Here is a 13,319-nt window from a genome sequence, read left to right as displayed (position 1 = left end):
CAAGCACTGCTGAGTAAATTTATTCAGCAGTGCCATTGCACCAATATATTTCAATGCACTTAAATATCGCACCAAATTAAAACATTCCACATCGCTTTTATAATTTAAAAACACACAAAAATAAATTTAGCGCTTTAATTTCATTAACTTAAACCAACACTTAAATATTGGCTAGCTTCATGCTTATTAAAAAGCGTAGGGGTTCAAGGATTTTTGAACCAGCACAATTTAATGCTAAACAGGCGACTAGGGTTCCGGTTCATGTGTACTTAACGAAGTAAAATGAACGACTGGTCCGAGAGTTGCCAACCTAGCTATATAACAAGTAATCACCAAGGGTGTTTAGTTTTTATATTTGCGTATGCAAGGGTTACACGGCGGGACAAAAGCCCGGGAGGTTCAATTAGCTTGGAACTCCTGCGCCCAAAAACCGTGTAAAACTTGGAGAATACGAAATGAAAACGATAAAAACACTTACGTTAGTCCTCGCTTTAATCTGCAGTTCAAATGCGCTCGCTAAAGATAAATTTTCTGTTTGTTGGTCAATCTATGTAGGCTGGATGCCATGGGAATATGGCGACAGCTCAGGCATAGTAAAAAAATGGGCCGATAAATACGATATTGAAATTGATGTAGTACAAATTAACGATTACATCGAATCGATTAACCAATATACCTCAGGCCAGTTTGATGCATGCACCATGACCAACATGGATGCGTTAACAATTCCGGCAGCTAGCTTTGTAGATAGTACCGCGCTTATAGTTGGCGACTTTTCAAATGGTAACGACGGTATCGTTTTGAAAGATAAAACCGATTTAAAACAAATTAAAGGCCAAACAATTAACCTCGTTGAGCTAAGCGTATCTCATTATTTATTAGCACGCGGTTTAGACTCGATTGGCTTAACAGAGCGTGACGTAAATGTAGTTAATACCTCAGATGCCGACTTAGTCGCCGCTTATACAACTGAAGATGTAACTTCTGTTGTTACATGGAACCCACTACTTTCTGAAATAGAAAAACAGCCTAGTGCTAGCAAAGTATTCGACTCATCAAACATCCCTGGCGAAATCATCGACCTTTTAGTAGTAAACACTCAAACCTTAAAAGAAAACCCAAAACTAGGTAAAGCCTTAGTAGGCGCATGGTACGAGATCATGGAAAAAATGAGTGCTGATCAAAATGCGCTTTCACACATGGCCCAAGCATCAGGTACTGATTTAGCCGGCTATCAAGCTCAACTTGCCAGCACCAAAATGTTTTATAAAGCCAAAGAAGCGGTGGAATTTACGCAAAGCCCTCACCTTGGCAAAACCATGAAATACGTTGCTGAGTTTTCATTTAAGCATGGCCTATTAGGAGATGGCGCACCTGACGCTGGCTTTATAGGCATTGAAACTCCAAGCGGCGTAGTAGGTAACCCGCAAAATATAAAGCTGCGTTTTGACCCTAGCTTTATGGAAATGGCCGTTAACAACAGCTTATAAAGCGAACCCACTATGAAAAAATTAATGAACTTAGCACCCTCGCGGTCACTGAAAGGATTTTTGGCTTTTTTGCCGTTTGTAATTTTGTTGCTACTTTACTTTAGCGCTTCTAACGAACGTCTTGAGGCTAACCCTTACGATAAACTGCTGCCAAGCTTTACGCAAATTGCCGATGCCGTCGAGCGCTTTGCATTTACCCCTGATAAACGCAGTGGCGACTACCTGTTTTGGAAAGACACCGCTGCGAGTGTGTATCGTATTTGTTTAGGTATCACAATTAGCGCGGGGCTGGGTTTATTAATCGGCATGTTATCGGGCCTGCTGCCGCTGTTTAGAGCCGGTTTTTCGCCGCTCATTACTATTGTTTCGCTTATACCGCCAATGGCCATTTTACCCATTTTATTTATTAGTTTTGGCCTAGGAGAGCTTGCAAAAGTAATGCTCATAATTATTGGCACTGCCCCTGTCATTATTCGCGATATTCAGGGCCATGTTCGCCAATTGCCCAGCGAAATTTTAATAAAAGCCCAAACCTTGGGCGCCTCCACCTGGCTGGTTGCTATACGTGTTGTTTTACCACAAATAATGCCGCGCTTAATTGCTGCAGTGCGTTTATCGCTTGGCACTGCATGGCTATTTTTAATTGCCGCTGAAGCCATCGCCGCTCAAGAAGGTCTGGGCTATCGCATCTTTTTAGTAAGGCGCTATATGTCGATGGATGTCATTTTACCTTATGTAATTTGGATCACTACGCTTGCCTTTTTGATGGACTTTAGCTTACGTAAATTTTCATCACTTTGCTTCCCTTGGTATCACCATCAGGAGGCTGGAAAATGAGCCTATTACAAATAAACAAAGTATGGAAATCGTTTGCTGATGTACAAATATTAGAGCGTTTACAGCTTAACGTAGAGCAAGGTGAATTTGTTTCTATGGTGGGCGCTTCTGGGTGCGGTAAAACCACCCTGCTTAAAATGATATTGGGCAGTGAGCAAGCAACACGAGGCGAAATACTTTTAGACGGCAAGCCTATTTCTAGCGAGCCAAGTGAAGAGCGAGGCATTGTATTTCAAAAGTACTCTGTATTCTCGCATTTAACTGCTTTGCAAAACGTAATGATTGCCGATGAGTTTTCTGCCAGTCGTTTTTTAGGGCGCTGCTTTGGCAAACAAAAACGCGAGATAAAACAAAAAGCGCTTAAATTTATGGAAGCCGTAGGTTTATCTCATGCTATTAATAAATACCCACACGAATTATCGGGCGGCATGCAGCAGCGCTTGGCTATTGCCCAAGCATTAATGAAATCCCCAAAAATACTCTTGCTCGATGAGCCCTTTGGTGCACTAGACCCCGGTATTCGAAAAGACATGCACCAGCTTATTCGTAAAGTATGGAAAGAAAACAACCTCACCATATTTATGGTTACTCATGACATTCAAGAAGGCTTTGAGCTGGGTTCTCGTTTATGGGTATTTGACAAAGTACGCCATGACCCACAAGCACCTAACGCGTATGGAGCACAAATTACTTACGATTTACCGCTTAATAGCGAAACCAAAGCTCAAAACCACTCACTTGCTCAGCAATTTACAAAAAAGGAAGTCACTGCATGATTTTGTATCAAGATACTTTAACCTCAGGTAAACACTGGTCTATGCGTATGCGTCGCGGTACTAGCTTACGGTTAATTGATAAAACTGGTGGCGCAAATGTAGGGATGTTGTTTTACAACCCCGAAAATTTACTCGAGCGCTACAACGCCCCCGACACTCTAAAGTGCCAACACACCTTTAAATTAACCCAAGGCCATTGTTTATATTCAGATATGGCACGTGTTTTTTGCGCGATTACCGACGACACGCTCGGTTGGCACGATACCTTAAGCGGCAACAGTAACGCTCAATCAGTTGAAAAAAAATGGGGCAAACGCGACTACCAAAACGAACGTAATAACTTCAAGCAAAATGGCTTAGATGCATTTTTAGTTGAAGCGGCTAAATACGGACTAACTAAACAAGACCTAGCCGCTAACCTGAATCTATTTAGCAAAGTAATTGCCAGTGATAGCGGCGACTTAAACTATCAAAGTGGGCATTCAAAAGCCGGCGATTATATAGAACTACGCTTTGAAATGGACACGTTAGTGCTGTTTCACACCTGCCCTCATCCACTTGATAGCGCCAGCGAATATCCGCAATTTGAAATTGAGTATCAAATACTGCCATCAGAACCTGTAAGCGATGACGATGAATGTAAAAACAGCTGTAGCGAAAACCAGCGCGGCTATGAAAACAACCGAATTTATCACTTAGGGTTAGAAGGAGTTTAATAATGATCACCACAAGCCAACTACTAGAACAAGATGCTATTAATCGCCAAGTTGTTGATGCCGGCGACTATTACTTATATGTGGTAAAAAAAGGCGAAACCATACGCATTTTAGACTTAGAAGGTAACCAAGCCGCCGATACGCTTTTTTATAATGCGAACAAACCAAGTGAGCGTTACAGCGCTACCGATACAATTCGTGAACAAGGTAATGTGTATTTAACAACAGGTACCGTACTACTATCAGATGAATGTAATCCTATGCTTAAAATTGTTGCCGATACATGTGGTCGACACGATACCGTTGGTGGGGCGTGTTCGTGTGAAAGTAATACAGTGCGATACTCTCTTGATAAAAAAACCATGCATGCATGTCGCGATAGCTGGTTATTAGCAATCAACGAACAACCAGAGCTTGGTTTAAGTAAAAAAGACATAACCCACAATATTAATTTTTTTATGAATGTACCTGTAACCAACGACGGAAAACTAACCTTTGCCGATGGCATAAGTGGCGCAGGAAAATACGTAGAGCTTGAAGCGCTGATGGATTGCATTGTGCTTATATCCAATTGCCCACAGCTTAATAATCCCTGTAACGCTTATAACCCAACCCCCGTTGAAGTGCTTATTTGGCAATAACTTATATCAACTATTTAATTAATTAGCCGCAAGGCATGTGTTTGGGACGACCCAATCACTTTTACAAATTTGCTGCGGGACGACCCGCGAAAACGAGTAAAAATTATGTTTAATACCGTTCTAATAGCTAACCGAGGCGCTATAGCCTGCAGAATTATTCGTACCCTTAAAAAGCTTGGCATTAAAAGTATTGCCTTATATTCGCAAGCCGACAAAGAGTCATTACACGTACGCGAAGCCGATGAGGCTTACAGCTTAGGTGAAGGCGGCGCAAGCGAGACCTACCTCAACCAGCAAAAAATTATTGATATAGCCACGCAAGCCGGTGCACAAGCAATACACCCTGGTTATGGCTTTTTAAGCGAAAATGCCGATTTTTCAGAAAAACTAAAACAACATGGCATTAGCTTTATTGGCCCTCGCGCTAAGCAAATGATTGAGTTTGGGCTTAAACACCAAGCGCGTGATATAGCTGAGCAAGCAAATGTACCGCTAGTCCCTGGTAGTGGTTTAATTAGCGATTTAGACGAGTTAACTGCTTTTTCAGCAAAAATTGGTTATCCAGTTATGCTTAAAAGCACCGCGGGTGGAGGCGGTATTGGCATGCAGCGCTGCGACTCTCAAAGCGAGTTAGAAAAAGCTTTTGTAAACGTAAAACATTTAGGCGCACAAAACTTTTCAAACGACGGTGTATTTGTCGAAAAATTTGTAGAAAAAGCCCGCCACATCGAAGTGCAAGTATTAGGTAACGGCTTTGGTGAAGTAGTGACACTTGGCGAGCGAGATTGCTCAAGCCAGCGTCGTAATCAAAAAGTAGTTGAAGAAACACCGGCACCAAACCTGCCAGCAAGCACACGTCAAGCAATGCTAGACACAGCTAAAAACTTAATGGCGTCAATTGACTATTTGAACGCAGGAACCGTTGAATTTATTTACGATAACGACCACGACCGTTTTTACTTTTTAGAAGTAAACACCCGCTTACAGGTTGAGCATGGCGTTACAGAGGCGTGTTATAACGTAGACTTAGTAAGCTGGATGCTAAAAATAGCCTATAGCGAATCAATAAAAAATACAGCGTTAGATTTATCCGCTTTAGATAGTATTAAACCTACAGGGCATGCTATTCAGGCGCGTATTTACGCCGAAAACCCAGCTAAAAACTTTCAACCTTCAGCGGGGTTACTCACCCAAGTACAGTGGCCCACGGATAATGTACGTGTAGATAGCTGGATAGAAGCCGGATTAACCGTTTCACCTTTTTTTGATCCTATGCTGGCTAAAGTGATTGTTCATGCAGATACCCGCGAGCAAGCCATTGAGCAACTAAACTCTGCTCTTAATAATTCAAAAGTATATGGTGTAACAACCAATATAAGTTACGTGCAACAAATTTTAGCGCATCAGGAGTTTGTACAAGGCTGTATTTTTACTCGTACTTTAAATGATTTTAAAGCTCATTTTGCAGGATTCGAAGTGCTAAAAGCAGGCACTATGACCACCATTCAGGACTACCCTGCCCGTATTGGTTATTGGGATATTGGTGTGCCGCCCTCAGGCCCTTTTGATTTTTACTCATTTAAACTTGCTAACCGCTTATTAAATAACCCTGCTGACGCAGCCGGTTTAGAAATTACATTACAAGGGCCAAGCCTTAAATTTTACCAAGACTGCCAAGTAGCTATTACCGGTGCGCCTATTGAGCTGTGGCTTGACGAGAAAGCCCAGCAATGTAACCAAATAATTAATATTAAAGCGGGGCAAGTACTAAAAACTGGCAACGTAACGCAAGCTGGCGCCCGTGCTTATTTAGCATTTAGCGGCGGTATTCAATGCCCTGATTATTTAGGTAGCAAAAGTACGTTTACGTTAGGGCAATTTGGTGGACACTGCGGCAGAGCCCTGCGCATGGGCGACTTTTTATCGTTACCAACATTTATACAAGCACAACCGTTAGCCAGCTTAAACGAGCACGTTGTTACTCCTGTTACAAACGATTGGACGTTGCGAGTAATGTACGGCCCCCATGGTGCGCCAGACTTTTTTACTAAAGATGACATTAAAACCATACACGCGCATCAGTGGAAAATTCACTACAACTCAAGCCGTACAGGTATTCGTTTAATAGGTCCTAAGCCAGATTGGGCACGCGAAACCGGCGGCGAAGCAGGCCTGCATCCTTCTAATATTCACGATAATGCCTATGCGTTTGGCACAGTCGACTTTACAGGCGACATGCCGGTAATTTTAGGCCCCGATGGCCCGAGCTTAGGCGGGTTTGTTTGCCCGTTTACCGTAATTAGTGCCGATTTATGGAAGCTCGGCCAACTAAAAGCGGGTGATTCACTGCGTTTTGAAGTGGTTGATAACATTAATGCACAACTTATCGAAACAGCACAAAACTCGCAATTAGCCAGCCTAGAGCGTGTTGAGTGTAATTATCAAACCTGTGAGCCAAGCTCCCCAATAATAGATACCTTAGTAACTGATGATGGCGAGCCCGATTTAGTGTTTCGCCAAGCAGGCGATAAGTTTTTACTTGCTGAATACGGCGAGCTTATTTTAGATTTAAACCTACGCGCCCGCGTACAAGCACTTCTTGAGGCATTACAAAACGAGCGGTTAAATGGGGTGCTAGAGCTCACACCTGGTATCCGCTCTTTGCAAATACATTACGATAATCAATCTATTGCAGTACAGAGCTTGGTAAACACCATTAAACAGCTCGACCTAAACTTGGGTGACACTCGTCAGCTGAGCTTTGAATCGCGTGTTGTACATTTACCACTAAGTTGGAACGACAAAGCCTGCCAAGAAGCAATTGATAAGTACCATCAATCAGTTAGAAAAGATGCGCCTTGGTGCCCTTCTAACCTTGAATTTATAAAGCGTATTAATGGCTTAAATAGCATTGAGGAAGTAAAAAACATTGTTTTTAACGCAAACTACTTAGTGCTGGGCTTAGGCGATGTTTACTTAGGTGCACCTGTAGCTACGCCGCTTGATCATTGCCATCGCTTGGTTACAACAAAATATAACCCTGCTCGCACGTGGACCGCCGAAAACTCCGTGGGGATTGGTGGAGCTTACATGTGTATTTATGGCATGGAAGGCCCAGGTGGCTATCAGTTTGTGGGACGCACAGTACAAATGTGGAACCGCTATCGTAAAACTGATGTGTTTAACAAACCTTGGTTACTACGCTTTTTTGATCAAATAAAATACTACCCTGTAAGCCATGAAGAGCTAATGCAAACTAGAGAAGACTTTGTGTTAGGTAAATGGCAACCAAAAATAGAACAAGCTGTTGTCTCTATGCCTGAACTACAAAAGCAGTGGCAACAAAACCAAAAAAATATAAATACATTTACCCAGCAGCGTGAGCAAGCTTTTGCCGAAGAAATGGAACAGTGGAAACGTACAGGCCAATTAAATTATAAATTTGAAGAAAGCGAAACCGAGCAAGGTGAACAAATTAAACTCGCGCCTGGGCAGTACTTAATGGAGGCCACGGCCGCAGGCAGTGTGTGGAAAATAAATGCCGAGCAAAACCAAGCAGTTGACGCTAACGAGTCTGTGGTGATTTTAGAGTCTATGAAAATGGAAATTGATTTAACCACCAGCGAAAGTGCAAAGGTAGTACAGGTTTTAGTAAAAGAAGGCCAACAAGTTCATGCAGGCCAAGCTTTAATGATTTTACAGGGGTAATGGAATGTCACAAATTAACTTATCAATTAGCCAATTACATAACGCGTACAGTAGTGGTGAGTTATCGCCAGCCACTCTGATTAGCCATTTAACTGAGCAAGCAAAACAACAAGAAGCCGTATGGCTACATGTACTTTCGGCGCAAGAGCTCGCGCCCTATTTAGAAGCCTTAGAGTCTAAATCGTTAAAAACGCATCCTCTTTATGGGGTTCCTTTTGCTATAAAAGATAATATAGATTTAGCCGGTATTCCCACTACCGCAGCCTGCCCTGAATTTACCTATACACCTGAAAATTCAGCCTTTGTAGTAGAGCAACTCATTGCAGCAGGCGCTATCCCTATTGGTAAAACTAACCTTGATCAATTTGCCACAGGCTTAGTGGGTACGCGCTCTCCTTTTGGTGAAACACCAAACGCGTTTAATCCTGATTATATTTCGGGTGGGTCAAGCAGTGGCTCAGCCGTTGCCACAGCCTCTGGTATTGTAAGCTTTGCATTAGGCACAGACACCGCAGGCTCTGGTCGAGTACCCGCATGTTTTAATAATCTAGTGGGTGTAAAACCGAGTAAAGGGTTGCTATCGAATAGCGGCATGGTACCGGCATGTAAGAGTATTGATTGTATGAGTATATTTGCGTTAAATGCAATCGATGCTAATAAAGTGCTTCAGGTAGCTGCTAAATACGACCCCAATGATTGCTACTCACGTAAAAACCCGCCAGCAAACCAGCAACCAGTATTGGTAAATAGCGCATTTAGCTTTGCTGTACCACTTCCTGAGCAGCTGAAATTTTTTGATGACGAAGGTTACAAAAGTGAATTTGCAAAAGCAGTTAACGAATTACAAAAAATGGGCGGGGTTAAAAAGGAGCTCGACTTTAGTCCATTATTTGAAGCTGCAACACTGCTTTACGAAGGTCCTTGGGTAAGTGAGCGCTATTTAGCCACTCAAGATTTAATGGAAAATAACCCACAAGCACTGTTAGATGTTACCCGCACTATTATAAGTGGCGGTATTAAACCTCTGGCTATTGATTGTTTTAGCGCGTTATACAAACTACAAGCTTTTAAGCAGCAAGCTGATTTATTAGTTGAGCAAGCTGACTTTGTTGTTACGCCAACCGCGGGTAGGCACTTTACACGAGATGAAATTCGCGAAAACCCTATTGAGCTTAATTCTCAGCTTGGTTATTACACCAACTTTATGAACTTGTTAGATTATGCTGCAGTAGCCGTACCTACTAGTTTTACAGCCGAGAGTATGCCTTTTGGTATTACGTTATTTAGCTTTGCAATGAAAGATCAAAAACTACTTAGCTATGCCGATAAAATAATGCAGCACAATGCATTGCCATTAGGGGCTACTAAACACCCTTTCATTAGCACCGAGCTGGATACTTCTAAAAATACGGGCTTTATTGATATTGCAGTATGTGGCGCGCATTTATCAGGTATGCCACTAAACAGCCAGCTAATTGAGCGTAATGCTCAGCTAATTACCAAAACACGTAGCGCTAAGTGCTATAAAATGTTTGCTGTTGAGGGCAACATAGAGCGCCCAGCACTGGTTAAAACACAGCAAGATGCTAACGACTTTGAGCTAGAAGTATGGCGAATGCCCACTCAACACTTTGCAAGTTTTGTACAAGGTATTAGCGACCCGCTCGGTATAGGCCAAGTAACACTTGCCGATAAAAGCCTAGTTACCGGTTTTATTGCGCAAAGCCATGCACAATCGGGTAAAGATATTAGCGAATACGGTAGTTGGCGAAAATATATAGCCACCAAATAAAACATAAAAGCCCTAAATTTAGGGCTTTTGCTTTTAGTTAAAATGCGCGTGAGTAGCTTAGCGATATAAAATCGAGGCCTGGGTTGGGCTTTTTAATACCAGCGTTTGAATAATGAAAATACTTAAGTGACACGCTATGTTGCTCAGCCTCACCAAATTTCATCGCAATGCCTAGGCGGTCTTCAAACTGGTAATGTGTGCTTATGTTTTTTCCCGCAAATTTGGTGTCGTCTAATAAGCTTAAACCAATACCAAACTCGGCAAAAACGCGGTTCCCAGCAATACTGCCAATAGGATAAAAAATAACAGGCGAAAGCGATAAGCCTAAATTAGCGTCATAGCGTTTTGGGTCATCGTATTCAAAAAAGTTAGCATTGGCTTCTAGGTAAATCTCTAGCTCTTCAAAGCCTTCTATTTGATAATCTAAGGCATATTGATAAGCCACCTTAATCCCTCGCACGTCTCCTTCACCTTGAATATAGCTCATCGAAAAGTAATCTTGTGCAGCCGTTGCAGCGCCTGCGTATAGCGTTATAGCTATTAAAAACAATTTATAAAGTTTCATGTTATTCACCTCAAGCAGCTCTATTTTTATTGCAATTGCTTGACCTAAACACAGCAAATTTAGCTGCTATAGATTAAGCAATGATTCAATGAGGTGCATACTAATTGCATTTAACTATTTTGATAATTGCAATTTAAGTGGAATAACTTTCTTCAATATATTGATAATTAAACAGTGCTTGAGCGCACGCTAACGTGTGTTGTTAATCGCTTATATTGCTGCTTAAAAAGCTGCCAACCCACAATACCCGACAAGGTATTACCGCATGCCATACCGATAAATAACCCTGTTAAACCGTAAAAATACGAGCCTAACCAAAGTAGTGGTAAGTAACACAAAAATAGCCGCAATATGGAGATAAATAAGGCCGTGGTCGCAAAGCCCAGCGCGTTACATACCGATACCGTGATCATACATACACCCAAAGCCGCGTAGCTCAGGGGCACAAATGCAAAGTAATCTGTTAGGTTAGCCACTATTTCACTATTATTGCTAAGCGCATTTGCAAGCGGGTTAGCCACACCTAGCATAATAACCGCTAATAAAATTTGTATGCCAATTACAAAACCGCACGCAAGTTTTACTACGCTTAATATTTGCCTAAGCTCGCCCCGCCCTTTTAAATTTCCAACAATGGGGGGCAGCGCCATGGTAAGCGCTAAAATTAAAATAATCGCAATATATTCAATACGGTTTGCAAGCCCCCAAGCTGCTACAGCAAACCCACCATACACGGCAATCAATGCCGTTACTATCATGGCTGAAATAGGCGGAATAAACTGTGAAAGTAAAGCAGGCGCCATCATTTTGGCAATGGCTTTTATTGCCTGCTCGGTGCGGTTTTTTAAAACGTCAAAGGTTACAAGGTCTCGTTTAATAAGCGTGTAAAACACCACTACTAAGCCTATTGAAAAAGCAACACAGCTTGCCCATGCAGCACCCGCTAACTCCATATCAAAGGTAAACATAAACAATGGATCGAGCGCTATATTTAACACACTGGTTAGCACCATAATTCGCCCAGGCAATAAGGTTTCGTTATGAGCACGGCAAATGCTGTAACCAAAATAAAGCAGCGCTCCAAGCCAGCAGCTTATTAGCCAAGGCAACCAGTAAAGCTCAGTTAAATTAAATAACGAAGGCGTTGCACCCAGCGCTAAAATTATAGGCTGCTGAAAAAGCCACAACGCCAAGCACAATAGCGTTACTATTACGGTGCCAATAAGTACGATTAAACTACCTAAGTAGCGTGCGTAGTTAACTTTATTTTCCCCAAGTGCAGTAGAAATGGTCGCAGTTGCCGCAATACCTAAGCCTACTTGTACTCCCACAATTACCTGAAAAATAGCAATACTAAAGGCAACTACAGCGAGCGGCTCAGCGCCTAGCTTAGCAATAAAAATACTATCAACCAGCTGGCTTCCCATAATAGAAAACAAGCCAACCAACATAGGCCAGGTTTGCTTAAATAAATACTTTAAAAGTAATGATGTATTACGGCTCATAAGGCAGGCTCACTCTAAACTTAAAAATTTAAACGAGAAAAATACCGAAAAAAAAGGCGCTTATAGTAAGCGCCACAGGAAAAGTCACAATGAATAAGCTGCTAGTATATTTACACAACTAAGTATTGATAATATAGTTGTTTAAATAATCAGTTTATTGAAAAATTTGATAATGAACATTGCCCATTTAAATCTGTTTGTCAGAATCGCAACAACACATAATATTAGCTTAGCTGGCAAGGAGTTAGGTTTGTCGGCCGCGGTTTCTAGTGCCCAAATGAATAAGCTTGAAGAAACGCTCGGCGTTAAACTTATTCATCGTACAACCCGAAAAGTATCGCTAACCGAAGAGGGCCAAGCTTTTTTACCCCACGCCGAGGAAGTGCTTGCCAATGTTGAAATGGCACGCGCCTCGGTAGGTATAGGCAGTGTAACTCCACAAGGAAAATTGCGCATTACCGCCCCTGCTTCGTTCGGGCGTATGCATATTATTCCTGCATTGGCTGGATTTATTGAGCAATACCCCGACCTGACAATTGATTTACGCTTAAGCGATAGCATTATTGATATGGTCGGCGGTGGTTTTGATATAGCAATACGCGACGCCGCATTAAACGACTCAACCCTTATAGCCCGAAAGGTTGCCCGCGATAAACGCTTAATTTGCGCATCGCCTAATTACCTTGCAAAACACGGCGCCCCAACAACACCGCAAGATTTAAAAAATCATACCTGTGTTAATTTACATGGTTTAACTACGTGGTCGTTTATTACACCCGAGGGCACACAAAACATTAAAACCAATAACGTATTACAAGCCGATAACGGTGAAGCGGTGCGCGATGCGTGCGTGCAAGGCTTAGGTATTACGCTAATGTCGAGCTGGTGTGCCTATAAAAAATTACAAAGTGGTGAGCTGGTACAAATTTTACAAGACTACCCACTTGCATCCGACACCGCTATTTGGAGTGTTTACCCAAGTTCGCGTTTATTAGCGCCAAAAGTAAGGGCCTTTATAGACTACTTTAGCGGCTACTTTGGTGACGAACCCTACTGGGAAAAAATATAATTATTTAACCGTAAAATATAAAAGCACAAACCAAGGTTTGTGCTTTTTGCGTTTTAAGCTTTAAACTTTAAGCTTTAAATATAAGGAGCTTTATTAGGTAAGCCTTGGGCAAGTAAAAACAGCAGCAGCTAACTTGTACTTTTATACTTCGTATTTAATCGTGTAAGTTTATTGAATAACTTAATAAAAACTCCCTATAATGTTAATTAAAAGCTAGCCA

At 41.9% G+C, this 13,319-nt stretch carries 10 protein-coding genes and 1 riboswitch; of the genes, 8 read left to right on the top strand and 2 right to left on the bottom strand.

Translation table 11 applies throughout. The annotated features are described in order from the left end of the window. Positions 1-235: 235 nt before the first annotated feature. A riboswitch (guanidine-I (ykkC/yxkD leader) is annotated at positions 236-399 on the top strand. 56 nt (positions 400-455) lie between these two features. The 7 genes from B2R65_RS05600 (at position 456) to atzF (ending at position 9,960) form a co-directional block, all read left to right on the top strand. Continuing rightward, positions 456-1,490, top strand: a complete 1,035-nt coding sequence (locus tag B2R65_RS05600; protein ID WP_054982803.1) for a putative urea ABC transporter substrate-binding protein — start codon at positions 456-458, stop codon at positions 1,488-1,490. Positions 1,491-1,559: 69 nt separating this feature from the next. After that, entirely contained in the window at positions 1,560-2,327 is a 768-nt protein-coding gene (locus B2R65_RS05595) for an ABC transporter permease (protein WP_235576563.1), read from the top strand. Beyond that, on the top strand, positions 2,324-3,103 hold the full coding sequence (locus B2R65_RS05590; RefSeq protein ID WP_024033241.1) for an ABC transporter ATP-binding protein: 780 nt from the start codon (positions 2,324-2,326) through the stop codon (positions 3,101-3,103). The genes B2R65_RS05595 and B2R65_RS05590 overlap by 4 nt, the downstream gene beginning before the upstream one ends. Then, positions 3,100-3,819, top strand: coding sequence for an urea amidolyase associated protein UAAP1 (locus tag B2R65_RS05585; RefSeq protein WP_031289807.1), 720 nt, complete (start codon positions 3,100-3,102; stop codon positions 3,817-3,819). Before B2R65_RS05590 ends, B2R65_RS05585 begins: the two co-directional genes overlap by 4 nt. Before the next feature lie 2 nt (positions 3,820-3,821). Continuing rightward, the gene (locus B2R65_RS05580) at positions 3,822-4,460 is read left to right on the top strand and encodes an urea amidolyase associated protein UAAP2 (protein ID WP_054982805.1); all 639 of its coding nucleotides are present in this window, start codon (positions 3,822-3,824) and stop codon (positions 4,458-4,460) included. Between the two features lie 105 nt (positions 4,461-4,565). Next, positions 4,566-8,168: an urea carboxylase gene (gene uca, locus B2R65_RS05575; RefSeq protein ID WP_054982806.1), complete on the top strand. Its 3,603-nt coding sequence runs from the start codon at positions 4,566-4,568 to the stop codon at positions 8,166-8,168. Positions 8,169-8,172: 4 nt separating this feature from the next. Continuing rightward, entirely contained in the window at positions 8,173-9,960 is a 1,788-nt protein-coding gene (gene atzF / locus B2R65_RS05570; protein ID WP_286741526.1) for an allophanate hydrolase, read from the top strand. A 37-nt stretch (positions 9,961-9,997) separates the two neighbouring features. Here the strand turns inward: atzF and B2R65_RS05565 are convergent, their stop codons facing one another. After that, on the bottom strand, positions 9,998-10,525 hold the full coding sequence (locus B2R65_RS05565) for an acyloxyacyl hydrolase (protein WP_054982841.1): 528 nt from the start codon (positions 10,523-10,525) through the stop codon (positions 9,998-10,000). A gap of 167 nt (positions 10,526-10,692) precedes the next feature. After that, positions 10,693-12,030: an MATE family efflux transporter gene (locus B2R65_RS05560; RefSeq protein WP_286741524.1), complete on the bottom strand. Its 1,338-nt coding sequence runs from the start codon at positions 12,028-12,030 to the stop codon at positions 10,693-10,695. 172 nt (positions 12,031-12,202) lie between these two features. Between B2R65_RS05560 and B2R65_RS05555 the strand changes: the two genes are divergently transcribed. Beyond that, entirely contained in the window at positions 12,203-13,099 is an 897-nt protein-coding gene (locus B2R65_RS05555; protein WP_024033248.1) for a LysR family transcriptional regulator, read from the top strand. The last annotated feature ends 220 nt before the right edge of the window (positions 13,100-13,319 follow it).

Origin of the sequence: Pseudoalteromonas sp. UBA2102 (assembly GCF_002331165.1) — a bacterium.
Classification (GTDB): domain Bacteria; phylum Pseudomonadota; class Gammaproteobacteria; order Enterobacterales; family Alteromonadaceae; genus Pseudoalteromonas; species Pseudoalteromonas atlantica.
The sequence above is the reverse complement of the archived record's forward strand: the minus strand, read 5'-3'. Positions and strand labels throughout refer to the sequence as shown.